Below are 26,539 nucleotides of genomic sequence, written 5' to 3' on the forward strand. Positions count from 1 at the left end.
TCACTCATCGACAAGCCGCCGGGATGCATAGGTATATTCTAAAGCGATCCGGCGTGCCTGTTCAATGAGGTTGGCGGCGGCGCTATGCCCCCCATCGGTATTCTCATAATAGAGGTACGGTTGGTCCAACGCAGCGAGCCTCGCCGCTGCCTTGCGGGCATGCGCTGGATGCACGCGGTCGTCCTTGGTGGACGTGAGAATGAAGGGGGCCGGGTAGATCTTTCCTGGCACCAACCTGTGATAGGGCGAGTAGGCCTCGAGCCACTTGCGCTGTTCGGGAATGGTGGGATCGCCATACTCGCCGATCCAGGAGGCTCCGGCGCCCAGCTTGGTGAACCGAACCATGTCGAACAGCGGAACCTGTAAGATGGCCGCATTGAAGAGCTCGGGTCGTTGGGTGATTGCGGTCCCTACCAGGAGGCCTCCTTGGCTACCGCCGACGACGCCCAGCCGGCGGGGAGAAGTGATCTTGCGACGGATCAAGTCCTCCGCGACGGCGATAAAATCATCCCATGTGCGCTGCTTCGTTGCGCCTTGAGCAGTCTGGTGCCATTGGGGCCCGAACTCACCGCCACCGCGCAGGTTCGCGACAACATACGCGTTTCCCTGCTCGAGCCAAAGTCGTCCCGTGAGGCCCGCGTAAGAGGGGCAGTGCGGAATCTGAAACCCACCATAGCCATAGAGAAGCGTTGGAGTTGATCCGTCAAACCTTGCGCTCTTGGGTCGTAGCAGAAAGTAAGGAATGCGGGTGCCATCGCGCGAGATTGCCTCGAACTGTTCGACGACAAGTCTCGAGGCGTCGAACCTAGGAGGTGTCGCCTTCAGTGTCTCAAGGCGCTCGGTTGCAGCATCGAAGTACCAGAGCATCGTCGGGCTAAGAAAGCTGGAGACGGTGAACATCGCCTCGTCCGTTTCATGCGATGCCGCAGCCAGACCGACAGTCGCATTCTCTGGAAGCGGGATAGGCGTGACCTGCCAGGCGCCCTGATGGTACTTGTAGACAAACGCCCTACTCTGAACATTGTCGAGAATCGTTAGGATTAACAAGTTTCTTGTGGCCGTGAATCCGCTGAGCGCTTGTCGAGGCCCAGGCTTGAAAACGAGCGTGGGTCTGGCGTGCAGCGGATCCTGCTTCCATTCGGTCAGGTCATACGAGATGATCGAGCCGGCTGAGAAGGGGGTGTCTCCGGACGGTGGCATCCAGTCTTCGTTTAGCGTCACCAGCAGGCGACCACTCGCGATGCCCCCGATGGTCGCCTTCTTTGGCAGATTGAGCTTAGTCGGCTTGGACCCAAAGAGAACATACTCATGCTCGAACGCACTGATGCTGCGGATGGCGCCGGTCGCATGGATCGTGCCTTCACTGTCGCGCAGCACGAATGGTGTGGCCTCGACATCGGTCGGCTCCCCACGGAAGACCTCGTGCGCTTTCACGAGCGACTGAGCGCGCTTGAGCTCCTTCACAACGAAAGGGTAACCAGCTTGCGTCATGGTCCCTTCGCCCCAATCTCGTGCAATTAGGACCGTGTCACGGTTTACCCAAGTGACCTCCTGTTTTCCCTCGGGAAATTCAAATCCGTTCGTGACGAAGGTTTTGGCGACTGCGTCGAACTCCTGGACGAACACAGCGTCTTTTCCGCCCTCGGACAGGTTGAGCAAGCATAGGCGCTCTTCAGGCGGAAGGCAGCTCACCCCTTTAAGAACCCAGTTCTTCTTGTCCGCGCCAGCGAGAGCATCGACGTCGAGGATGGTCTCCCATCGAGGGCTCTGGGTGCGATAGCTTTCAAGCGTCGTACGCCGCAAGACGCCGCGCACCTGGTTCTCGTCCTGCCAGAAATTATCGAGACCGCGCCGTCCCAATGAGACGTACGGAATCCGGTCCTTGGCCTGAAGAACGTAGAGGGCTTCGCCGTAGAAGCGCTGGTAACGTAGATCGGATTGGAGCGCATTGAGTGTCTTGGCGTTCTCGGTGTGAGCCCAAGCCAGTGCGCGCGGCCCTTCGATCTCCTCAAGCCAAAGAAAAGGATCCTCGGTGCCGGTCGCAGGCGCTAGCGTCTGGGACAATCCCGCGGCCATCAAACAGCTCATGGATAGCGACGCTGCGAGAAAAAGCGAACTTTTCATGGGAGTTGTCCTGAAGTTAGCCAGCCGGACTTAAGTGTCTTGCTAGGTGAGGGGAAGAATTCGGAAGATGCATACTCGGCGTCAAAGCGCGGGCATGCGGGAATTGCGTCCGCTGGCTGTCGATGGAGCAAGCAGCGTGCCGCTTGAATATTGGAGATTCTCCAGGCGTTTCCGCCCCATGTAAGTGTCGACTTTTGGACGTCCGTCTCAAACCTGACAGTCGGCTCTTAGTAAGGGCGGCATGTTGCGCAGCGGCCGCCTTGCTCATCGTCGCAGTGCGTAGATCCTCGAGGATCGCTTGCGCCGTCCGTTCGGCCACTCACAACTCTGCTAGGCGTGAATTGCCTTGAGCATGTGGCTCACCTCGCAAACGTTGGAAGGGGTATCGCTGAAAGCATTCGGTAAAATTAAACCATGTAGCGTTTTAGACGCGCATCGAGCAGGAATCGGCGAAGCTCTCGACAAGGCCTCTGTAGCCGTCCGAAATGACTGTTCCGGTTCCGGCAAAGATCGCGGTCGATTTTCTTGAGAGATAGCGCTCCATGCGCAGCTGTTCGTTCTCCTGGCGCAGGCGGGCGATCTCCGAAGCCTGGTTCGCCGACATTAGCGGCGCATGCATGGGGCGCCACGCCGCCAATTTCGGCTCCTGCCGGAGCTTATCCACGCAGCGTCCAAGCACCGAGCGGACGCAACCTGGCCCGAGGCGGAATGGCTCGAGTCGTCAGTGGTGTGCGACGCCCGTCGATTTTGTCGCACACTCGCCACAGAGCGCAAAAGTCTGCAGCCACCTGACGAATGCAGCAGGTTCGCATATTTGTCTTTGCCGTCCAGGCCAGCGATCAGATCAAGGGCTAAATGGTGGCGGAGAGGCCGGCATTTTTATTGCAGACGTTACGGTGAGCTTCGTCGTGACACGCTTCAGCCTACATATTGCCTGGCGAAATGGCCGTGAGGGACGGGAGCGGGCAGCGCAATGCAACGGTGCGTCCTGTCTGGCCAAAATCTTGGGTCGGAATCGCGCTTCAGATTAGGTCGAGGATGTCGAGGCAATCTACTCGAGAGAGACTGGAGCCGGTCCTCGATCCCGCAGAGGAACGCTTGACGAGCCGCGCCGTGTTGGGCGCAACCATCGGCAATATTCTCGAATTCTACGACTTCGGGACCTACAGCTTTTTCGCGATACAGATCGGCCAAGCATTCTTCCCGACAACCGACTCTTTCGCTAGCCTCATGCTTTCACTCGCAACCTTCGGCGCAGGTTTTGTAACCAGACCGATCGGGGCCATCGTCCTCGGCTCGTATTCGGATCGGGCCGGCCGACGGCCCGCGATGACCGCCAGCTTTACCATGATGAGTGCCGCGGTCCTATTGTTAGCTATCACTCCATCGTATGAGACAATAGGACTTGCCGCTCCGTCACTGGTCGTCTTCGCACGCTTGCTGCAAGGCTTTGCTCTCGGAGGTGAAGTGGGTCCGACGACCGCCTACTTGATGGAAGCGGCCCCCGCTGAGGCGCGCGGTCTTGCTGTCTCCTTTCAGCCCGCGAGCCAACAGATAGCTGCGACGGCCGGAGCGTTGGTTGGAGAAATACTCTCGCTCACCATGACAAGCGAAGCGCTCAATGCGTACGGATGGCGGATCGCGCTGTCGCTCGGCGCCGCTACGTTGCCGTTTGGACTTTGGCTGCGGAGCGGCTTACCCGAAACGTTGCATCGGCCCGAGGCGCACGTTCTGGTCACCCAGCCTGGAGGCCAATCGCGTGCCGATCGCCGCATCATAAGCTTGGGATTTGTCATCTTGGCCAGCTGCACGATCACGACTTATGTGACGGGATATATGACCACCTACGCGATGAACACCCTCCACGTTTCCGCGCCGCTTGCCTTTGCTATCACGCTCATCAGCAATGCGGGCGGAATTGCTGCAGCACTGCTGGGCGGCCTGCTCGCCGACCGCGCAGGCCGTCGTCGCATCATGATATGGCCGCAGGTCACCGCATTGCTGATGACCTATCCGGTATTCTTGTGGATTGCAGAGAGCCGCAGTGCCTTCGCCCTTCTAGGAGGTCTCGGCGCCCTCACCCTGATCGGAACGATTCCGTATAGCGCCTTCTACGTGAGCATGGCCGAAGGTTTGCCCAGGAACATTCGTGGCGGCGCCTTCGCGACGATTTACGCTTTTGCGATCGCGATTTTCGGAGGCACAGCTCAACCGATCGTCACCTGGCTGATCCACCTCACCGGGAGCCCACTCGTGCCCGCATGGTACATGCTTTTCGCTGCCGCGGCCGGGCTCTTTGCCATGCTCATGATGCCGGAGACGGCGCCACTCAATTTGACGCCCGACCATAAACGAACCTTCCTAATGCCACGACGGCTACCTCGGCATAGCCGGGAAGAATAGACATCCATGACGTCCGAAATGCGAACCATCGAACCGAAGGGCGCTACGGGCGTGACATGGAATAGCTATAGAAATTCGACTAGTTTTAGATCGAGCTGCGGCTCGCATCGGAACACAGCATCGGGATCTAAAACGACTTTTCCCGTTTACCCAACCTACGCCGATGCGGCGGCTGCGCGATTGGCGGTGGTCAACGATTGGCTGAAAGTGAGCAATCGCTTTGATCAACTTAAGAGAATTAAGATGGCGCCACTTGCACCATCTGCCAGCGTAACCGTGCGGCACGAGGACGCGGCCGCAGTCGGAGCAAGCGGCCGCACGAGGCTCGATCCTCGTTCTCTGCTTGATTTGTTTTCCGTCCTCAGTGTCGCACGCACGAGGGATCGGTCAAACAAAAGAACAGGTCGCAGATACCTTCCAACGGGTCGTCCGCGCACTGAGGATATGATGTATCGGCTACCCCCACCCTGCCGGCAACCGGTTGCGCGGCAACTTTTGCAGCAAAAGGAGGCACCGCCGCCGTTGCAAGCGCGAGGGCGCTCGCCGTCACTAACACAGACTTTTTCATTCGAGAAATCGCTTCCCTAGGTTAGCCCCAACCGTCCTCGAGGGTCTATATGACGACCCTGTAAGCGGTAAAATTGATTTTCTTGATCAGATCTATCTACGGAATGGATAAGCTCGGACATCACCGTATGGCTCAGTCTTAACCCGCTCGTAACCTGCAAATCTGCTTCGTGATGGAACGCTCGACGAGGGAGCCGTCGATGTATGTCTCGTGGTGCTCGAGCAGAGCGTCTTCTTGGATCTTTCTTTTCAACGTCCGAGCGAGACCATAGCCGTTTTTCATGGTCGCGAACATGCGCTGCCCCAAACTCACTTGCGTCACAGTTAGAGACGCACGATTGCTCCTCAGCGCTGGGAGGAGTGCGAAGATCGTTGAGGCGACGGGCGACGAGTTTCACACGCGGCTTAACCAACGGCTCGCCGAAGCAGGCCTACGGGCGATATCGATGCCGTGCGAACGTTAGGACCTCAAGTCGTTAGCGAGATCGCCCGCGAGATCAAAGGCGCGGTGATGCACCGGGTGCTTAGGGCGCATGGCATCGAGCTGTAAAAGACGGTCAGACCTATGTCGCTGTCGTGAGCTCGGGCCCTGACTCAATGGACAGTCTCCGCCAAGCTGATCGGGCGGTGGAGGCCCTCTTCGGGCGATGCCGCCGGTCGGTCGCTCGTGACGGCGACTGAACAAGCAGCGACATGACTGACCATGCGTTCATGTATTGGGATTGTCGGCGCGGCTCGGCGCGCCATAGCAGTTGAAACAAAGCACCTTTGACGTCACTCGGCTCGGGAAGCTCAAGGAAGAACGACGAGCCCCAGCATCTTTTGGGGGCCAAGGAGGCGTGATGCTGGGGCCGTCGTAGCCTTTTGCAAGAGTAGCAAACAGGCAGCGTTGTTGTGCACCGCCCCATTTGATTCGTCAAAGCTGCCCTGATGGTCAGCTCCCCTGCACCCGGACCATCCGCGATCTGTTGAAGCTCTGCCGATGGTTTGCGCGCCAGTTTGCCGCGGGCAGGCAGGTGAAAGCACTGTTACATCCGGGCGGGCCGCCGGCATCAGGTACATGTTCTCCATCTGCAATACTCGGCGGCCTAACTTCTCGCATCGGCGCCGATGTTCGCCACTGCCCGGAATGGCGGCTTGCTTCCGGAACAACCGACAATCCTCCGGGCCGGCTGGTAACCGTGCAGTGAGGTGTGCTCTCTCCCAGGCTCCGTTCTTCTGTAAGATGGAGCTGAAGGACCAAGGCGCTGCTCAGGCAATGCGCCGAGCCGATTCTAAGGCATGAACGCTGCCACCGAACGGCTCACCGCCGCAAGACAACCAGCTCACTCGATCCGCAGTTGAGCCAGCTGCGCTGAAACGTGCTGCGGATCGGGAAGCGGCTGCCACGGCTGGCCAGCGGCGGTGCTCAACAAGGACCTACAGAACGCAGGAGTGAGCTTGCCGCGGTGGATCACGACATTCTCGTGACCCTCGGCGGCTCGCGCGTTCTGCCAATGCTGATTGTATCCGCGCTGTTCGTCGGACTTCACGTGGCAGGCGGCGAATTCGCGATCGCTAAGCGTTGCCAATTGCCAGGCATGAACCGGCCGCTCGGTATGGATGTGCCCCCACATCGGCCTTGGCATCGCGCCGCTGCGCAGCGCCCTGGGCTGCAGCTTGATCTCGAATAGCTTCCCTGGCTCTCCCTTCAAGGCGCGCGGCGGATCCACTGACTCCAGTTCCCCCGCCGCGCGCAGCTGGTCGAGGTACTCTTGCGATGGAAACGGGTAGGTCTTCATGCAATCACTCGTGATCACTGCCCTCTGCGCTTTCAATGATCTTGCCTGTCCCTGCAGCTCGGACAACATCCCATTGAGCCGGACTATTTTGTCGTGCACTTCGGGAACTTGCGAAGGCGTGAGCAGGCCACGTCGGCGAGGCTCCTGCAGCGCGGTAACACAGGCCCCACTTTCGTCGGCCTGCGTCTGCAAGCGCGTAATAACCCGACCCAAGACGTGTTCGGCATCCTCGGGCTTCATCTGGCGCACCTGCGAGACCGCGCTCTGCTGAGCCGGCAGATCGAACTGCAGCAGCTTGTCCAATCGCTCAGGTAATCCCGCCAGGCTTCCTTGGACGGCGGCGCCTGCCACATCTGGAGGTGCTCGGTTGCAGCGGATGAGGCGCGTGCTTCCTCCATGGTGGCGAGCTTCTTGGTACCGAGATCTGAGCGCACGATAACCTTGCGCGTCGGAGCCGTAGCGGTATCGGGCCTAGCGAGTTGCGGCTCGGATGAGCTGGCCGTTGAACTCCCCTCGCCTGCAGCCGCCGCGCGCCTTCCTTTTGCTTTTGCTTTTCCTTTTCCTTTTCTGCCTGAATTGCCTTGGCTCACCCCGGCAGTATTTTCCGGCAGCGCAGCCCAAGCCGGCCGTTCAATCGTGGCTGGCGTAGTTGGCTGCAATGCAAGCAGCCGCATGACCTCGTTCGCGGTCACCCACGCCCCTTCCTCGATCTCGTCCAGCAACTGCAGGGGAACTTCAGCTCCCGTTCCGACCTGCCTCAGGCTGGCAACCATGCCGCTCAGCCCAGATGCAAATTCCGAAAGCCGCTCCATGACTCCTTCCAGAACGGCGCGATGCTCCGCGTCGAGCACTGCTCCATCGCGGTGCAGTACGGCGTCGCACGTGGAGACGAATGCCGGAAAAACATCCCCGACGAAGGTCTCGAGCAGACGCACCCGCCCGCTCTCGTCCATCAGGGCATCGCGCACGTCTGGGTCGAGCGTGCTCGCTCGCGAGTCAATCAAGAGCTTCGCGAGAGCAATCCGCGTTTGCAGATACACGCACCTCGTATTGAGAGCCCAGCCAGTATGCAGTCTCAGTGCAGCCTCTTCAGCCTTGCGCATCTCGGGCGTGCTGCTTGGCAAGTGGGCAGTAGCCGCACAGACAGACTGTATCCGATCAAGGCGCAACACCTTCTTTCCCCACCATTCCATGTGGGCTGCATAGTGGTTCGAAAAGATTGACTGCGTGCTCCCGGGAAGAGGCTGGGCTCCATGCTCGAACCGCTCACGTCTTCGGTGTTGCCGGCTCCTACGGCCCCAACTTCCGATGCGCCGGGTCGGCCAATGCCTGTCATGCTTCGTCTTCAATAAAAGTCGCGAATGTGCAGCCCGTCTGGATAGACCGTGTGACTGACGACTAGCTGACCAAAAGCGCTCTTGCGGATGCAAAAGAAAGCCGAGTCACCTGAAGTTCCATTTCCGCCGGAGCTCTGATGTTGCTGAACAGAGCGATGCGGGTAACCGCGTCCGTGTAAGCACCCGCGACGTGACCGCGGCTGAGGTGCTCTGGCCTTGACGCGATCCGGTACGAGTCTTGCCCCTCTGGTGGTGGCTCTGTCGACGCCGACTGAGTCAAGCCGTCCGCCAAACGTTAGTGGTAGCCGGGAGAACAGTCGGCGCCCAATCGGCGAATTATGGTCAAGCAGAAATGGCCAGCTTATAATTGGCAGACCTACGCTCGCCACACGCGTCCTACTAACGGTAAGGGGACTTCGACATAAGAGCTTAACAATCTAGCGGCCGTACACCGATGACGAGATACTGAGGGACGATCAGCATCGATATTTTTCGTCGTTCCAACCAGCTGAAATGACCTTCCACAGATCCTCGGGCTGCATTTCGCAAAAGTGCGGCGCCCATCCGGGTCCGGTGAGATCACCTTCATAGAAACATTGCAGCGAGCACACCAAACGCACCGAGAACCAGCCCAATCAGCGAACCGGCGGTCGGCACGTCTCTGAAGAGCAGAACCGTGAGTATCGGTTCCACGACCAGGATCGCTCCCACGGATATCGCGACAATGATCCAAATATTCTTCAGATGCATGTAGCCCAGCGCGTATCCGAGAACGAGCAGGATGCCACCCAAGCATACCAGGAGAAACATCGGCCAAAGCATCGCCAGATCGCCACCGGCCTTTCCGAATTGCCTTGAGGCAATTAACTCCGCGAATATCGAAAGAGCTTCTCCAAGGAAAATTGCTGCCACAGCTACAATTTTCAATATCAAGGTCATTGCCCTCTATGGTTTCGGCTATTCGAGGGTGGCCCGGAGACCTGCATCGGAGTAGCCGTTGAGGTTCACTTTTCGGCATGCCAAGCGCTTGCGGAGACGCGCGCCTCACCTATCGCTTCTCGCAGGCCTTTCCAAGCGTTTGCCGGGCCGGTTATTGGCTTCCGACATGCAGCATTGTTTCCATCGATCACCGCAGCTGCGCTTCTTGCAGAAACCAAACATGGTTCAGGGCAAGCCCGCTCCGCCGCCTGCGTGAGCAGAACAACTTTTGCTTAGGCTGCAATCTGCACGGGAAGAGCGGAATAGCCGTGCACGAAGTTAGACGCAATCCGCTCGGGTTCGCCGACAACCTCGAACCCCAATTGCGCAGACAAAATCTCTTCCCAGAGGACTCTCAACTGCAGTTCCGCAAGATGTCGACCAAGACAGCGATGGATGCCGAATCCGAACGAGAGGTGCTGCCTCACATTTTTGCGGTCGATCATAAAATTGTCGGCGTCCTCAATGATCTCTTCGTCCCTGTTACCGGAGATGTACCACATGACGACCTTGTCGCCTTTCCTGATCTGTTTTCCGCCTATGATGCTGTCGATCGCTGCGGTACGGCGCATATGTGCGATTGGCGTCTGGTACCGAATAATCTCGGACACGGCGCTTGAGATTAGCTTGGGATTGTCAATTAGCTTTCGCAGCTCGGAGGGATATTGACTCATGAACAGGAGGCCTCCGGTAATTGAGTTGCGCGTGGTGTCGTTTCCCCCAACGATCAGCAGAATCAAATTTCCGAGAAACTCGCTCGGCTCCATCTGGCGTGTGACGGGCGAATGCGCCATCAGGGAAATCAAATCGAGGCGCGGCTCGGCATTGATGCGCTCGTTCCAAAGCCGGGTGAAATACTCCAGGCACTCGGACAAGATGGTGCTTCGCCTGTCCCAGCTGTCGATTGCATGGCCTGCTTTCGGAGCTGTAACAGCAACGTCTGACCAATAGGTCAGCAGTCGCCGATCCTCAAATGGAAAGTCGAACAGCGTGGCGAGCATTTGCGTCGTCAACTCTATGGACACCATGTCCACCCAGTTAAAGGCCTCATTGCGCGGCAAGCCCGCGAGAATCGCCCTGACCCGAGACCGGATCAAGCTTTCGAGCTTCGTCAAGCTTTCCGGTCCGACGATCGGGCTCACGGTATTGCGCTGCTCGGCGTGCTTGGGAGGCCCCATCTTGATGAAGCTCGGGGTCCAGTGCTCGCCAGGCATGTCGACAATAGTGACACCTTGTTCGGACGAGAACTCTTTGTGGTTTGTGTCGACGGCTACGATATCCCGGTATTTCGTCACGGACCAATATGGACCATGAGCACTGTCTTGACAGTAGTGAACGGGATCTTCCTTTCGCAGCCGCTCAAAGCAAGCCCACATGCTGTCGTCTTGAAAGCGCTTGCCGTCGCTTACATCCAGCTTACTGAGCGGGATAACACACGAATCCTCAGCCCTATAATCTTCCGATCGCCTTGTCATGATCATCTCTGCAGATTCTGCTCTCGAGAGTTTACGGCGTGGTGCGATTCGTCGCCTTCGAGCTGCCGCAGCGCTTGGCTGCGACGGGCCGCTCGACCAGGCTACCTCACAGTGCAACTAGCCTCGCCCTACCATGTCGGGCAGTAAGGATCGCATTGACTTTCCAAGTCGATGTACTCAATGGATCAATGAGTGCTCTCAGCGCTGGTTAGAGATGGCTATGCGCTGGAGGCAACATCAAGCCGAGTACACCTTCATAAGGTGACGCTCGCTTTGGGATACGGCCCGAACGGATAGCTTTCTCAAGGTCATGGATGAATAATCGTCTGGCTAGGACTGTTCAGGCAGATCGATCCAGATATCCGAAGGACCCTTCACGAGAGTATCTTGATCTGGAACGTAGATATTATCGAAGATCCTGAGACCATGAGCCGTTGCCGCTCCAAAAATGATGAAAGGGAGCTCGACTTGCTCCAGGTCTTCGAAGTTGTCGGCGCCGACGATTCGAACAAAATCGAGATTAAAGTGCCGGAACTTGATCTGAGATGTGGCCGACGCGACCAAATCCTTCACACTAGATACCCCTCGGGCGATCTCTTTCCTCGAATGGTTGAGTGCCGTGAAAAGGCACGACAGTTCATCAAGCTCGGAACGGCTAAATCGCCTCAAACGCGACGAAATGGGCACTCCGTTCTTGTATCTCACGGTCGGCACAAACCTTATCTCGCAATCCAGAAGGAGGTCTGCGACGGCGCGCTTCACCAGGATCGCCTGACCGATATCTTTCAGGCCGAAGTAGCTGCGAGTTGGCCTCGCATAGCAGATCCAGCGGACTGCCCCGGTAACGGCTTCCTTCAAATAGGCGTCAGGCCCCCCTAGACGCAAATGACAGTCGCCTTGCGATACAAAGGTTCGATAGCCAGGCGGGAACATTTCGGTGTCGTTCGAGGAAATTACGGCAGTTGCTCCCGAGCGCAATGCAAGTCCAATATCCTCGTCCAAATTGAAGTCGTAGCTCCCACCCGGTCTAAGCTGGATCTTGTTCGGGTAGACTGTGACGATCGCGACGTCATTTTCCGATGCCGCCCTTTTGATCAGTTCTGCATGCCCAAGATGCAGGGCTCCGAGAGTATGTACCGTCCCGATAGTCTGCCCTGTTCTCGCCACCTCCCGGATTAACGCTTTACCTGCGGAAAGACATGCCAGATGCATTTTCTACTCCAGTCTCTTTGAATGCCAAAAGAGCGTCGGTCGGATCGCAAAGGTCTGCCCTGCCTCTCGTATCCGACGATGCCAGGGAGCCCCATAGCGCTTAAGCGCTCGCTCACAGCACGAACGACCGCCCAGACCTGTCCTAAGCTCGCCGACACTGCATTGCCTTCTATTTGCAGTCCCCGAATCCGTCAGGTAGACCCTTCTCGACCCCGTCTGATCAAGGATGAGAATTCAGTCAGATAGCTTGATGACGCGCGTGGCTGATCCCCCTTCAGAGCGGCCTGTAGGCCCGGACATCGGTCTGCAAAGAACGGTGGCTCGAATGTGGTTATCTTAGCGCCCGAAAAGTCCACCTTTACGAAGCTGGCCTGGAACGGCGACATCCCACTCAGGTTCGCCTCGCGCAAGGACGATTGGTTCATGCGAACGTACGCGGCCCGCGTTGCCTCCAGATTGGTTCTCGTCATTCCTGCGGCGAGATATGCCTGAACGAGATTCGATCCTTCGAGATTTGCCTCATCCAGTGCCATTGATTGCGGGGGATCACCGGTGATCATCGACCTGTAAAGGTAAGCATTGGATAGGTCTGCACGTTCGAGATCGCAGTCGCGCACAAAGCTAGAGCGGCCACGAAAGCCAGATAATTTGGCGGCTCGCATTGTGCTCTCTGTTATAGAAATGCATTCGCCTGATGCCAGAGACAGGTCCGCTCCGTCGAGCTCGCAGGAATGAATGGATGCACCGTTAAGCACGGCACCGACGAGGTTTGCGTTGGACAAGCTTACGGACAGAAGCCGCGCCTCGGTCAGGTCCGTCTGCTCAAGCTCCGCATTTGGAAGATTTGACAAGTGAATATCAGCAAATGGTGCGCACATGCCTCTCGCTGCGATGCGGCCGCTTACCTTTGAGAGTCTCAGATACGGAAGATGAGCGCCTTCCAGGACAAGACCATCGACCGAGGTGGGACGCACAATCGATAAACAGCTCCCCTTTGACTGGAAGAACGAGCAAGACGCCAGATGTGATTTCGTGATCGTGAGTTGGCTCAGCTTGGCAAAGCGGAAGGAAGCGGAAGGAAGGAAACATTCATTAATGGTCGAACCCTGTAGCTCCGCGCCATCGAATACAGCATCACTCGCGTCGCATTGGTAAGCGAGAAGCCCGCTGAGCATGGCGTTATCGAAGCGTGTCCTTTTCATGCTGCAACCGTGAAACAGGCTGCCTGTTGCATCAATTACATTGCGCAGACTGGCATCGTCGAAGTTGCACACCTGCGCTGCAATCGCATGCATATACGCATAATCGAGCTTGGCCCCACGGAAACTTGCCCTCTCTAGCCCCGGACAGATAAGATTCGCCCCAGAAAGGTCTGCCCGATCCAACATTGCTCCGTAGAGCTGCGCACGATTGAGGGTACAGCGTCGCAACGGGAAGTCTGACAGGTCGTGACCGTTAAAGTTCTCGGACGATAGCTGCAAGCCAATCCCGGTCCTTCCGATCGCCTCTTCGGTTCGCCTCCCAACCGCAGCCACCGCGCGCAGCCGATCGGCAGCTCGGCTCCAGTACCGAACAAAGTCGCCATCTGATGATAGGTTGTGCTTCGGATCTGACCAGTGCTCTGCCCCTTCATTCGCGGTGCACTCACTATCAGGGCCGATCGTTTGCGACATGACGATTCCGTATTGCCCGGATTACGGGGGGCCTGTTATCGACCTCTCTTGCTCCGCCTTGAAGGTAAGCTATGCGACCTGTGGCGAACTCGTCCGCGAAATGACGGCACGATGCCTCGATGAGGCGCCTCTCGATGAGGCGCCTATTGTGTCGGTGACCTCCGCAGCCGGCACGCTTGAGCACGTCATCCGAATTCTAGTCATGCGCCCCCGCTGCCGCGCGCTGACTTTGTTCACTGAGTCCCGCAACGTTGACAACGCAACCGTCTTTTGACATTGCCGTCCAGTCGTTGCGATTTGTCTCGTCGGCTCTTCTAGGCAAATCCAATTCGCTCTCCATCAAACCGAATGCGAAAACTTCAGGGCCTTGCTTGTTTTTCAGAATGGACCCACGGCTTCCGGGGGACAAGTGATCGTTCACAGGGCTGAAGTGGGCCCCTACTCGGCCTTACCTCATTTCTGATAGCAATGACCGTGCCAGCCGCATCAGTCGCAATTAACGGCTGAATAGGCGTCTTGAAATCATTATTGACGCCGAATGTTTTGGACCTGACAAACACACTCTCGTTGTCAGGGACCGCACCATGATGGCAAGGCTATTGTGAAAGCGAAGATTGCGAGCTCGTTTGCAGGGGCACAAGTGCCGCCTGTCCTTTGCGAGCACGCAATCGATGACTTGCAATCCGACATTTGCGGATCGCCGAGCTCAGGGTTAGAACTCGGCTCGCCCCGCTCCGCGCGCCGACCGGTCCATCTAGTGGGAACCCGTGCCATGGACTGTCCTGTTCGAGCGGTGAATGAGCGCGTAATCGTGACCAACTCGGCGCGCAAAGGCGAATGCCCCGCGATCGGAGATAGACAATATGATAAAGAATCGGATTCGAAGGCGTTCATGCGATGCCTTCTTCGAGGATCGTAGCTGAACGACCTATCTGGTGGTCGCGCACAAGACGCGGCACGGCGGCGATAAGGCTCTTGGTATATTCAGACTCTGGATTGCGAAATATCTCTTCAGTGGCGCCACTATCGACGATTCTCCCCCGGCGCATAACTATGACGCGATCGCTGATGTGACGAACAACACTGAGATCATGCGAGATGAAGAGATAACTTAAGCCGACGCGGTCCTTCAGATAGCCGAGCAGGTCCAAGACCTGGGCCTGGATCGAGACGTCGAGCGCCGAGACCGGCTCATCGCAGACGATGACGGCAGGATTTGGCGCGATCGCGCGGGCGATCGCAACGCGCTGGCGCTGACCGCCCGAGAGCTCGAGCGGTCGTCGGTCCAGCAAGGCCTGGGATAGCCCGACCAGATCGAGCAGCTCGATAACGCGCTCCTGCCGCTTGCGCCGCGTCTCAACGTCGCTCGAAAGGCTGTCGGATATGATGCGTCCGACCGTCCAACGTGGATCAAACGAGCCAAGAGGATCCTGGTAAATGGTCGATAGTGACCGCCGCCGAGCCCGCCGTTCGCGCTCGGCGAGCGCGGTCCAAGGCCGGCCTGCAAACTGAACGGCTCCCTCGTCAGGCTCCTCGAGCGCCAGGACCATGCGCGCCATCGTTGACTTTCCTGATCCGGACTCACCTACGATGCCCAAAGTCTCGCCGGATCGCAGTTCGAAGGAGACGCCGTCCACAGCCGTCCGTAAAGTGCCATCCGGGCCCTTGAAGCGCTTCACCAGACTTGTCGCTTCGAGCAGGATGGGACGAGATTTCGGTGGGGATTGCACTTCTGGCTGCGTTTGCCGGGCAGGCACACGCACAATAGCGGATGGTGAGAGGCGTGAGCCGCGCGGCCGGCCTGATGGCACGGCGTCCAGCAGCTGCTTAGTATAGGGGTGCTCCGGATCTTTGAATATTTGGCCGGCGTTACCGCGTTCGACGACCTCGCCTTCTCGCATGACGAGGATCTCATCCGCCACGCGGGAGACCACTGCCAGATCGTGACTGATCAGAATCAGAGCCTTGCCCCTCGTTTTGGTCTCCTCAAGGAGCGACAGCACATGAGCTTGCGCCGTCACATCGAGAGCGGTCGTCGGCTCGTCGGCGATCAGGATGCGGGGATCGAGCGCAAGTGCCGAAGCGATGAGAGCCCGTTGACGCTGGCCGCCGGATAACTGATGCGGCAGCTGCTTGGCCTTGGTCTCGGGGTCGGGGACACCGACGAGCTTAAGAAGAGCAATGACGCGCTGCGCGAGTTCCTTGCGCGATGATACCGCGCCGTGGAGGAGCAAGCCTTCACCGATCTCTTTGCCGATCCGGCGAAGCGGATCAAGTGAGACGAGTGCATCTTGTAATACAAAGCCAATCTCGTTGCCGCGGATGCGCCGCCAGGCACGATCGCTAAGACCCATCAGGCTCGTTCCGTCGAAGCTTAGCTGGCGTGCATGAACATTGGCGTAGCGACCAGCGAGGCCTATGAGAGCCCGCGCAGTCACGCTCTTGCCCGAGCCGGATTCACCGACAATCGCAAGACACCGTCCCGGTCGGAGGGAGAAGGATATGCTGCGCACAACCGCTTTCTCGTCGGTGGCGCGACCGAAGGAAACACGCAGCGAATCGACCGTGAGGAGGTCTGGCTGCTGCGGGACAGGCTGTAGCCGACCCTGTGACATTCACGTTTTTCCTTCCAGACGGTCCTGTAGATGGCGCCCGATGATGGTGAGGCTGAGGGCAAACGCCGTAACTGCCAAACCGGGTATGATCTCCAGCCACCAGGCGTAGATTACATAATTGCGCCCGGCATTGAGCAGCGCGCCCCATTCAGGCGCCGGGGGAGCGACGCCGAGTCCAAGAAAAGCAAGACCGGAGGCCCATATAATCGCCTGACCTACGCCGATCGTCATCATTGCCGTCAGCGGGTTCATGGCGTTGGGAAGTATATGCCTCCAGACAATACGGGGAAATGGATGGCCCAGCACCTTGGCGGCCTCCACATACCCTGTCCCCTTGATGGCAAGCACCTGGCCCCTGATCATGCGCGCATAGCCTGGCGCTGTGCTGATTCCGACAGCTATGACCTCAGTCAATACCGACGGCCCAAAAACGGTCACGAACACAAGGGCGAGCAGGAGCGTGGGAATTGCGAAGAGCATATCGACAATCCGGCTCAGGATGCTGTCGCATACGCCACCAGAAATTGCGGCGGCGACGCCGAAAACGATCGCAATGGACATGCTCAGCGCCGTCGCGCCTAGTCCAATAGCCAGCGATTGGCCTGCCCCCTCGACTACTCGAGAGTAAAGATCTCGACCCAATTGATCAGTTCCCAACCAATGGGCGATCGACGGAGACTGTAGTGACGATCTCAAATCAATAGCGAGCGGATCGTGCGTCTGCAGCACCTTTGGCGCCACAGCCGCGAGGGCAAAGAGGCCAATGATGATAAGACAGGCGGCAACTCGGAACGGAACATGGCCGACGATTGCCAGGACCTCTTTGAGCGAACGAGACACGGTGGCTTCGGCGAACATGCTTATGTCAACCTGATCCTCGGATCGACCACCCGGTAAGTCAGATCGACAATCAAACTAACAAGAACGAACAGGCCCGCAGAGACCAGAACAGCTCCCGAGACAATCGGAACGTCTCGCGAGGACGTTGCAGCAACAAGGACTCCACCTAGGCCTTGACGGGCGAAAACCACCTCGATCAAAATCGCGCCCGAAAGCAGTTTGCCGAGCGCCCAACCTGATAAACTAATGCCAGGCAATGCGGCATGGCGGAGGACGTGGCGAAGCCTGACGCCGAAATCACTCATGCCTCGGGCCCGCGCGGACGTAACGAACGGCTGCTCGAGCACGCGCGTGAACTCGTTCTGAACGACTTGTCCGAAAAAGCCCGATAGTTCAAGAGCCAACGCAAGTGTCGGCAGAATGAGCCCGGCCGGAGAACTTCCACCGATGACCGGAAAAATGCGCAGCTTTACCGCAAAAACAACCAGCAGAATTGTGGCCAGCCAATAGGGCGGCGCGGTCGCAAAAAAGACCTGCGTGTCATTGAGCAACTTCGCCCACATGTTGTCTCTGCCGGCGATGAACAAGGTCGTCAGCACTGCGATAATCCATGCGAACAGCAGCGCGGTGACCGCCAGAATAATGGTAGGGCCAATCTGTTCCGCGATGATCCCTGCGACAGGCCGATGCTGCTGGTACGACTCGCCAAAGTCTCCATGCAGGATTCGCAGTATGTATTTTCCGTATTGAACCGCGAGCGGTTGATCAAATCCGTATTTCGCATTGATCGCCGCAAGTTCCGCCGAGGACGCGACTCCGACGTTGCCGCTTGTCGCATTGATGATGATCTGGGCGCGGTCCCCAGGGAGCACACATTGGATCAAAAACGCGAAGGTTGCGGCAGCCCACACCACGACCACACCGGAGAATATCCGGCGCGCGAACCAAACAATGGGATGATGGGCTGCTATTTTCACGGCGTCACTTCCCATCATCGAAATGAGCGTCATAGAAAACGGGTTCGCCGACCGAGCCGCGGTCCAGCCAAACGTCTTTGAGGTTTGGCTTGGTCGCCAACGTTACGTCCAGCACCGTGAGGCCAATCACAGGAGCCTCATCCACGATCTTCCGTTCCGCCTGCTGATAGAGGGCGACACGTTGCGCCCCATTGAGTTCCTGCTCCGCCCTTTGAATGATGTCCCAAAGCGTCAGATCTTGATAGCGTGAGGGATTAAAGCGATTAGTCTCGCCCTTCTGATCGGGCTTCCACGAGATCCGGAATATCTCCGCGCCGGGGGCAACCCAATAGAGGAGAACAATCTCATAATCATCGGGTCCGAGGTTTTTTCCTGCGAAGAAATCAGCTGGATTGGTAGGCTGAAGACGTACGTCAAAACCGGCCGCTCTTGCCTGCTGCTGGATAACTTGCAAGGCTTGCTCGCCATCTGGCTTCAGAAAAGCGTTCGAATAGGACACGCGCACGATGAGCGGGTTGCCATTCTTAACACGAACGCCGCTAGGATTACGCTCGGTCCAACCCGCCTGGTCAAGCAATTGATTGGCCTTCCGAATATCGTACGTATACGACTGCCCGAGCTCAGGCAGGTATTCCGGCGAGCTCTGACTCAGCGCACCGTTGCCTTCAAATGGCAAAGAGCCAAGGAATGATGTGTCGACTGCGGCCTTCCGGTCAGTAGAATAGGCAAACGCCTTGCGGACGAGCACATCGTCAAATGGGGGCCGTGCCGTATACAACGCCAGGCGCAGAGGGGTACCGCCAGTAATGTGCCGCAATAATGGAAAACGGGAATTGGCCTCCTTCCATGCGATAGCTGGGATATCGTATATGGCATCGGTCTCGCCCGCGATGAACGAGCCATACCGCACGGTCTGATCTGGCAGGAACTTCCAGCTGATTCCGTCAATGTAAGCCGGCCCTTGATGTTTGGCGGTGGCCGGCGCCGAGTTGTAGTCGGGATTGCGGCGGAAGGTGACCTCCCGTCCATGACGCCATTTGTCGACAATGAATGGACCTGAGCCGACTGGGTTCTCGCAGTTTACCGCAAGTCCGCGTTTGAGCGCGGAAGGTGAGAGAATGCCTTGCGAGGATTGAGCAAACACGTTCAGCAAGGGTTGAAACGGCACCTTCAAGGTTACCTGTAACTTCAGAGGAGCGATTGCTGTTGCCGATTCGAAGCTATCGCTAAGATACGGAGCAGCAGTCGGATTACGCAGATCAGGGGCGCTGCTGAGCCATCCGTTGATGTTGTCCGCAATGGCTTGCGCATCCAGAGAAGTGCCATCCGTGAACTTCACATTCGGCTTTATCTCGAATGTGTATATCTTCTTGTCATCGGAAATTGTCCATGACTCGGCCAGCCATGGCACAATCTTGCCATCCTCGCTGCGGGCGACCAGATTATCGCTGTACTGGCGTTGCAGATACCATTGCTGCACCCATCCTCCGAAGAGGCACGCCGGCTCCTGAAAGTGCCCGTAACGAATAACGCCTCCTCGCTTCACGCTCCCGGCTACCCCTTCTTGAGCATGAATACTTGACGGCAGTTGCGACAGGCCCAAGAGCACGAGGAGGGCCACCTTCACGGTTCTTGCTGGATAGTCCGACTTTCCAGTGAATTGCCTCGTTGACCGCGCATTCGACAAATGCATATCCAGTCTCCAAATCATTTGATGTTGAGGAAGCGTCATAGCGGTGGGCTAGCTGTGGCTCGTGCCGCCCCGAACGGAATGGAAAGCCCGAAATGCTCTCGCAGCGTCTGCCCACGATATTCTTTGCGAAAGAGCCCGCGCTTCTGCAGGATGGGCACCACATTGTCGACAAACGCTGAAGTGCCATCTTGCAGCACGTCCGGAATGATGTTGAAACCATCAACCGCGCCAGTGCGAAACCATGCCTCAATCGAGTTTGCGATCTGCTCGGGCGCACCCACGAGCACGCGGTGCCCAAACGCTTGAACGCTGCTAATGATTTCGCGAACCGTCCGACCTTGACGCGCCAGAGTCTCAATCGTGCGATGGTGACCGACAGAAAACGGAACATCATCTGCAGCAGGCAAGATCTCCTCCGGGATTGGCCTTTCGAGGCTGAGCTTCTCGACTGCCACGCCCATGCTTCGTGCAAGAGCAGCGATGGCGCGCTCCATATCGAGGAGTCCGTCAAGGTTTTTCTTGCGACGAACCGCTTCTTCCTCGGTACCCCCGATACAGGTGACAAGTCCTGGCAGGATGAGCGGGGCCGAAGGGCGGCCGAATTGCCGAGAAAGCGCGCGCAGGCGCTCTGCCTCCTGCATCGCCGTTGACAAGTCCCCGGCTGCCGCAAACACGACATCTGCACTGCGGGCGCCAAGCCGTAATCCGGGATCCGAACCGCCAGCCTGAACGATGACTGGGTGGCCTTGAGGCGAAGCGGGATGCGTAAGTGGGCCCCGGATGCCGAAACTATTGGTAGCGGGATCGAGCAGGCGAAATTGGCTCTGATCTGCGTAAACGCCCGCAGCCTGATCGGCGATGACTATCTCGCCGCTCCAGCTCAGCCAGAGAGCACGGACCGTTTCAACGAAGTCCTCCGCACGTCTGTAGCGATCCGCTCGCCCAACCTCTCGGCCGCCAAAGTTCGCAACCGTCGCCGGACTCGACGTCGTGACCGCATTCCACGCAACGCGCCCGCGGCTGATGACATCGAGCGATTGGAAGCGCCGGGCAAGATTGTATGGTTCGTTGTAGGTAGTCGACGCCGTCGCAATCAGACCAATCCGATCCGTTTCACGTGCAATCACAGCGAGAACCAGCGTCGGTTCGAGCCCATTAAGCGGCGGCTGGTGCGTGATGTCGGAACTTATCGCGGGGGTGTCGGCGAGGAATACAGCATCCATCAGACCATGCTCCGCAATCTTCGCAGCGCGAACGTAGTGCTCGATGTCGAAAAAGGCGCTTGGATTCGTGCCCGGCCAGCGCCATGCGGCGGAATGACCACCGGCACCATGAAGATTTAAGCCAAGATGAAGCATGGAGTTACCCGAAGACATAACCGTCACTCATGCGGCGGCATCTGAGCTGCTTGGCGGGCCTTGTTGACAGCCAGCCTGCGCTTTCGCGCAAGCGCACCTTGCATGTGCTCCGGGCAGCCAATTTGAGGGATAGACAACAAACAGCTGGCTGATGTGAGAAGAATGTCACCAAAGAAGCTTTTGGTAGGTCTTGCGATCTTCTCCGAGCGGGCGCGGCCAAGAAGAGCTTCGACCACGCTGGTTGCCGATTGACACCGACCTGACAGCTTGTCTCCAGCGGCGGGCTGCTTCCACACGAGTACATTCACATCGGCTCTCCAGAATTCATCAAGAAGCCAGCTCCTTTTCAGGAAGATGTTTGGATGGGATTCGCATCGTTTTGGACTCCCGACCGAGCGAGCTAATGATCATGCTAGAGGATCTTTAGGGGTCCAGACCATGCAAACGCAATAGTTGAGTATTTCAATCTACTATCGTCCCTTGGCATCCTCTTCTATTGCCGTTTCTAACCTTCCCTCGCGTAATCCCAAGCGTTCTCTGATCAGGCTCACCGAACACGCGCTGCGCAATTGCAGCAGCTGCAATTGGGAGCGCCGGCGCGCCGCGAAAGAGATAACCGCGATGCGATCGAGAACACACGGCAATTTTGGCGCGACATGATTGGTCGACCGCTTGCTGCCGCGCTGCAAAGTGACATCCGATCAATAAGGCGTCGCCAAGCCCAGCATCTAATAATGCGATGAACCATTCGAGATTATAGATGCCGCGTTACGGCAACGCTTCGAAGCTGCGCTGGATTCGAGGATGCTGGAGCGTCGTTAATTCTCGCGCGCGCGGCGCATGTCCTCGCGTACTCTACGGGTGTGATGACGCACCGCCAATTTGCCAAAAAGGCCCGTCTTCACGGCCCCACGAGCGGAGCCGATATGTGCACGGGACTCAGCTACCTTGGACACAGCCGCCTTTGAGCATCAAGAATCGCGGCGCATCAACGTCGACGAAATCACCCAGCTGGATATCGGACCGCCTCACTTACCGGCACATGGGAGTGGGACGCCATCTCGGGATGGATCGTTCGTGGTCATGTCACGTCTGGTTGGCAATCCAACGTCTCGCGGCGGATGTCTGGATTGAATTGCATCGAGCGGGTCGTGTTTTGCGACCAGCCTTCGCCGCGCCCGCGCAACTCCTCGCCCCAAACAGCAGTCCCAACAAAGCACAATGAGCTTCACGCCAGACCGGCGCAATCACGAGCCCGATGGCTGCGGCATCGGCTACTCGGATCAGAGCTAGCCCCTGGACGAGCCTTTCAACGACATCGACTTGCGCACAATGCAAGCTGACGCAGATAAACTTATCCACCCCGCGCAAGCTCACCGATTGCAGCTCTTTCGCGCACCGCTTCTCCCAGACCATTCACACCGCGCTGCCGTGGAGCTGGACAGGGGCGAAGGGTCCATCTCGCCAAACTCAACTCTGCAATGAACAACAGGCCCGCCAGCACAGCTGGCAAGGGCCCGGACTTTACTTCAACCAATGGCCTGGTCAGCTATTCGACAGCTAAGCCCTTTAGCATAGTAACATCTCTATCGGACTAGCAGGCCCACTTGATGGCTCAAGACCTGGAGGAGAAGGACCTGGATCCTGGCTCAGCCCGTTCCGCACGCCCTCAACATACCGTCCGCTGCAATTTTATCGAGAGTTGCGCCCGGCTCAGCCTCTGATCCTCATCGGGCCAACTTTGCTCGATGATATTGACAAGGCAACCAGTGAGAATGGAATGGACCCATTTGACAAGGTGAACCCGTCCGCGGCTCGCATCAGTTGCGTCGAGCCGCAACAGGAAGAGACCGCGCCGCAAGCAGACTTTGAGCTGCGGCTTAGAGAGCATCGGCCAGTCCTCCCAGCACCAGCTTCAGCCGGCGCTGGATCGACCCGAACTGCAACGGATGGCAATAGGAGAGCGGACCTTATCCCGAAGAACGAACGGTGCACAGCCGCATCCTTTGTAAAAGCGCGCGCTCAACTCGCCGTAACGCTGACCTGCGCGAGCCTTGCGGAACTCAGAAGGGAAATCGAACTCGCCGCGCAGACGTCAACGCCATGGTCAGGAGCGACTGGACCGTCGACCGGCGGCGTGGATAGTAGCCGCGTTCACGACGACGTGGTGGCATCCTCATACTTGGAGCTGCAGCGCTTCCAAAACCACGCTAGCCATTGCAAGCCGCGCGGGTTCGCCAATCAGAGTGCAATGGCCCATTTGCGTTCCATGGCGGCTTCGCGTTTCGACGCCGCCCCCTGGAATATCTGGGGAGGCCAACGACTTGATCTGGCTCGCGCAGCGGCAGAGCACATGAGGGGCGACACCACTTCTTCGCCCTTTGTGTCGCTGTCCGAGGAGGCCTCCCAATTGCTCCTCTCGCCAGACGACGACAACGAGTATGGCGCCAAAGTGATCGCGGAAAATGCGAATGAGTTGCACACGTACACGGTGCCAAGGATCACCGCTTGGACGGCCGACGAGATCGTCAGTATTCTTGAGGACGGGACTGAGGATGATGAACCCAATCTGGCCTGGGTGAGTGATACCCCAACTGAGGAGCGCGAGGTACTGTTTTTGGGCGGGAATCTGGATGACTATCGGACCGCGAGCGCATCGAATCCCTACAGAAAGTCAGGGAAAGAAGATTAAGAGTGGAGGCTTAGCACAACTTGGCTGTTTTCGATGTTCGGAAATCGAAAGCAGCCTTCGCTCCGTCTATACTGCTCCCGCCGAGCTGGCCATCAGGGGAGGTGGCCCGCGTACCGCACCTGGAAAATCAGAATTTCAGCCGAAGCCTGTACCGTCGTTACGTTCGCCGCCTCGTCGTCGGGTTCGAAAAGGCAGTTGCCGACCAATATTCACTCTTACTTTCCGCCCGGCCAGATCAGGTTTTGGAAAGCTAACGTGGGTAGCGAAAGAACGAGGAAACGAAGCGAGCGGACTGCAGCATGGATCGAAACAACGCGATCAACCCAGCGTATAAAGATTCCGCTTCGTCAGATACCACGGTTGAACAACCCAAAGAACCGCAAGCGGTGTTCGAGCAACACGTGCGAGAGGTGCGACAGCTTGGCCCGGTATATTCCCATAGCGGGCTTTATGACATCACCGAACAAGACGATCGCCTCATCCAAGCAGCGTCTGGTGCTGCCCTTCACCGAGGCCCACCGCCAAATGCGATTTCCATTGAAATCTATGACCGTCGGCTTCGCAAATTGGCAGAGCTGCTGAAGCAGTCTGGTCACTCAATTGCTGAGCTCGATGACGACACGTTGCTCGATCGCTCCAAGACGCTACTGCCAAAAGACAAGGTGATCTTCTCTGCATTGTCAATGGTGAGTAGGTACCGGGAGCCCAGCGATACCGCTCCGCCGCTCAGAACACATTATCGTCCGTCCAAGGAAGATACCAATCTCATCAGAGAGGCGACCGAGGCGGGCTTTGGTCGAGCAATGGACGCAAAAACCGCTGGAAAATACGCTAGCAGTCTCCGCAAGCTAGCGGCAGCACTGCGCCCCTTGTCGATTGCCAAGCTCAGCCACAAAGCGCTGCTCGGCTATGCCGATGCTTTGTTTCCGAACGACAAGAAGCTCATCTACGCGTTGAACAGGCTGAACGACTACCGCCGAACCGCGGGGCGGGACAACTCGCCGAGTTACGTGGGCGATTCGCGCCGGTCAATGCAGCCGGCCGCCGATTTGCCCATTCAGCTTTTCGAACGTGAGCAGCCTTTAGGGAACGCGGACGGCTCATTGCCGGCGGGCGGCTTCAATGCTCAGCAGTTTTGGGAGGGAACGGGTTTAACCGCTCGTTCTCCCGCGCAACGTGTCGCCCAGAATATGCTTTTCGACGCTGTGCGCCAAAACAATGTGCCTCCACCTTCCAGCGTCGATGCGCCGGCACTTTGGCAGCGAATGCGTGCCGCCCCCTCGCCCCTGCAGAGTTTCGCTCAGGAAGCGCTTTTCGATGCGGCCGATCGCGAGGGCCTGCCGCCAGTCAATGCACCGGTGCTTTGGCCGAACATGAGTTCGGTCGCCTACTCACCCGTGCAAGATGTCGCCCTGGAACAGCTTTTAGGTGCAGCTGATCGCGGGGGCTTGCCGACGACGTTCTACGATGCGCCGGTGCGCTGGCCAACTGCCGGTTCAGTCACCCATTCGCACGTGCAAAGTGTCATCCAGCAAGAGCTTTTCGATGCCGCGGATCGAGACCAGTTTGCGCCTGCTTTCGATCTTCAGGCATCGAAGTTATGGGGGGCAACGGAGGCGACAACCCATAGCGCCTGCGGGGCGGACCCTTTCGGTGCCGTGATTTGGCAGCCCAGCTCACGGCCGCAGGGTCCAGCTTCTGAAAAAGACTTTGGACGGATGATGAATCAAGATGGGGAGAGAGCCGGCGAGAGCTTTGACGCCTCCATGGCCGTTACCGAAGGTTTTTTCCATGGCAACCAGCCCGCGACGGACATGATGCGTTCCCGGCTCAGCCGCTGGGGTCAGATGCCGGATGCAGCACAGCGGGTTAAGACCTACAACATTCACGGTGAACGCTATACGGGCGTGTTAGGACCGCGTGGGGGTAGCGATCTTCAGCTCATCCATCTGCGCTCTCCTGCTGTTGGCGATACATTTGACGTTTCATTCGCAGTGCCCAACGATTTTTCCCATCGCACCCAGCTCGCTCCCGACATGATGCTTTCCAAGCTGGGCAAGTGGGACTTCTTGCCTAATGCGCAATATCCGCTCATGAACTATGAGATTGGTGGGGAACGCTATACGGCCGTGCTGGGGCCGAGAGGATCCAATGACGTTCAACTCATCCATCACCCAAGGTTCGCTTCGGGGAGTGAAGCTGTGTCGGTGACTCCGATGGCTTCCCCGCGTACCTACGACGGCCTCGCATCTGGGCTTGATCGGCCCTCCGGGTTCGAATTGCAGGCGGCGAACCTCCAACCGCCGTCCGCCGCGCCCCCCTCGGGCCACCACCCGCTCCCGCAAGTTCCTGAACTCGGAGAGTGGTTCGGCCTAAACTGGAGGCACGGCCCGCGAGAAGCTTCGACTCTCGTGATTGACATGCTCCAAAACCTGGGCCTTCTGCCGAGCCAGGGCGTCCCCATGACCCGCTTTTTGATCCATGGCGAGCCCTACTCGGCTGAAAGCCTACCCGGTGGCCGCGTTCTTCTCTTCCATCGGCCGCAATTTGGCTGAACGATATGCTGTCGGCGCCTCGCGCGGCCCCACAAACTCCCGAATCCACTCGGATCGCCTATTTTCGGAAATCAGAACCGCGTCCGAACGACAATTGAGACGGCGAGTAAACCCCGTAGCCGCCATTCACAGCATGATCTTAAGCGGGGTGATTCAATCACCCCTGCGGCTGCATTCGGCAGCACGGAAGGTTCAAGTGAAAGAACCCCAAAAGACGCGGCATGAAAGATACCAGCTCATCCTGGGCGGGCCGAGGGTC

14 protein-coding genes and 1 pseudogene are annotated in these 26,539 nt (G+C 57.8%); 3 read left to right on the plus strand and 12 right to left on the minus strand.

Going from position 1 to position 26,539, the window contains the following annotated elements; genetic code table 11:
- Both XH96_RS33470 and XH96_RS33475 read right to left on the minus strand, forming a co-directional pair.
- Nucleotides 1-2,124: a prolyl oligopeptidase family protein gene (locus tag XH96_RS33470; RefSeq protein ID WP_194389673.1), complete on the minus strand. Its 2,124-nt coding sequence runs from the start codon at nucleotides 2,122-2,124 to the stop codon at nucleotides 1-3.
- Nucleotides 2,125-2,548: 424 nt separating this feature from the next.
- A complete protein-coding gene (locus XH96_RS33475; RefSeq protein WP_194389674.1) occupies nucleotides 2,549-2,743 on the minus strand; it encodes a hypothetical protein in 195 nt (64 codons plus the stop codon).
- A gap of 419 nt (nucleotides 2,744-3,162) precedes the next feature.
- Here XH96_RS33475 and XH96_RS33480 point away from each other — a divergent pair, with 419 nt between their 5' ends.
- A complete protein-coding gene (locus tag XH96_RS33480) occupies nucleotides 3,163-4,527 on the plus strand; it encodes an MFS transporter (protein ID WP_194389675.1) in 1,365 nt (454 codons plus the stop codon).
- Between the two features lie 1,892 nt (nucleotides 4,528-6,419).
- Here XH96_RS33480 and XH96_RS33485 read toward each other — a convergent pair.
- The 10 genes and pseudogenes from XH96_RS33485 to XH96_RS33530 form a co-directional block, all read right to left on the minus strand.
- A pseudogene (locus tag XH96_RS33485) lies at nucleotides 6,420-8,089 on the minus strand (hypothetical protein); the annotation flags it as partial.
- Nucleotides 8,090-8,797: 708 nt separating this feature from the next.
- On the minus strand, nucleotides 8,798-9,151 hold the full coding sequence (locus tag XH96_RS33490; protein ID WP_194389676.1) for a hypothetical protein: 354 nt from the start codon (nucleotides 9,149-9,151) through the stop codon (nucleotides 8,798-8,800).
- A gap of 272 nt (nucleotides 9,152-9,423) precedes the next feature.
- The gene (locus XH96_RS33495) at nucleotides 9,424-10,665 is read right to left on the minus strand and encodes a cytochrome P450 (RefSeq protein ID WP_194389677.1); all 1,242 of its coding nucleotides are present in this window, start codon (nucleotides 10,663-10,665) and stop codon (nucleotides 9,424-9,426) included.
- 330 nt (nucleotides 10,666-10,995) lie between these two features.
- Nucleotides 10,996-11,877, minus strand: a complete 882-nt coding sequence (locus tag XH96_RS33500) for a pantoate--beta-alanine ligase (RefSeq protein WP_194389678.1) — start codon at nucleotides 11,875-11,877, stop codon at nucleotides 10,996-10,998.
- Between the two features lie 191 nt (nucleotides 11,878-12,068).
- Nucleotides 12,069-13,550: a pentapeptide repeat-containing protein gene (locus XH96_RS33505; RefSeq protein ID WP_194389680.1), complete on the minus strand. Its 1,482-nt coding sequence runs from the start codon at nucleotides 13,548-13,550 to the stop codon at nucleotides 12,069-12,071.
- Between the two features lie 890 nt (nucleotides 13,551-14,440).
- Complete coding sequence (locus XH96_RS33510) at nucleotides 14,441-16,165, minus strand: ABC transporter ATP-binding protein (RefSeq protein ID WP_194389681.1); 1,725 nt, start codon at nucleotides 16,163-16,165, stop codon at nucleotides 14,441-14,443.
- Complete coding sequence (locus tag XH96_RS33515) at nucleotides 16,166-17,023, minus strand: ABC transporter permease (RefSeq protein WP_244553890.1); 858 nt, start codon at nucleotides 17,021-17,023, stop codon at nucleotides 16,166-16,168. It abuts the gene before it with no gap.
- A 2-nt stretch (nucleotides 17,024-17,025) separates the two neighbouring features.
- Nucleotides 17,026-18,015 (minus strand): ABC transporter permease, encoded by a 990-nt coding sequence (locus XH96_RS33520; protein WP_092218263.1) that lies wholly within the window; start codon nucleotides 18,013-18,015, stop codon nucleotides 17,026-17,028.
- Nucleotides 17,987-19,675, minus strand: a complete 1,689-nt coding sequence (locus tag XH96_RS33525; protein WP_246789863.1) for an ABC transporter substrate-binding protein — start codon at nucleotides 19,673-19,675, stop codon at nucleotides 17,987-17,989. Before XH96_RS33525 ends, XH96_RS33520 begins: the two co-directional genes overlap by 29 nt.
- A 35-nt stretch (nucleotides 19,676-19,710) precedes the next feature.
- On the minus strand, nucleotides 19,711-21,033 hold the full coding sequence (locus XH96_RS33530) for an NtaA/DmoA family FMN-dependent monooxygenase (RefSeq protein ID WP_246789864.1): 1,323 nt from the start codon (nucleotides 21,031-21,033) through the stop codon (nucleotides 19,711-19,713).
- A 1,780-nt stretch (nucleotides 21,034-22,813) separates the two neighbouring features.
- On the opposite strand from XH96_RS33530, the gene XH96_RS33535 reads away from it, so the two are divergent.
- Nucleotides 22,814-23,725, plus strand: coding sequence for a hypothetical protein (locus XH96_RS33535; RefSeq protein WP_194389683.1), 912 nt, complete (start codon nucleotides 22,814-22,816; stop codon nucleotides 23,723-23,725).
- 299 nt (nucleotides 23,726-24,024) lie between these two features.
- Nucleotides 24,025-26,280: a hypothetical protein gene (locus XH96_RS33540; protein WP_194389684.1), complete on the plus strand. Its 2,256-nt coding sequence runs from the start codon at nucleotides 24,025-24,027 to the stop codon at nucleotides 26,278-26,280.
- Nucleotides 26,281-26,539 lie beyond the last annotated feature (259 nt).

This window comes from Bradyrhizobium sp. CCBAU 51765, assembly GCF_015291725.1.
Classification (GTDB): Bacteria; Pseudomonadota; Alphaproteobacteria; order Rhizobiales; family Xanthobacteraceae; genus Bradyrhizobium; species Bradyrhizobium liaoningense.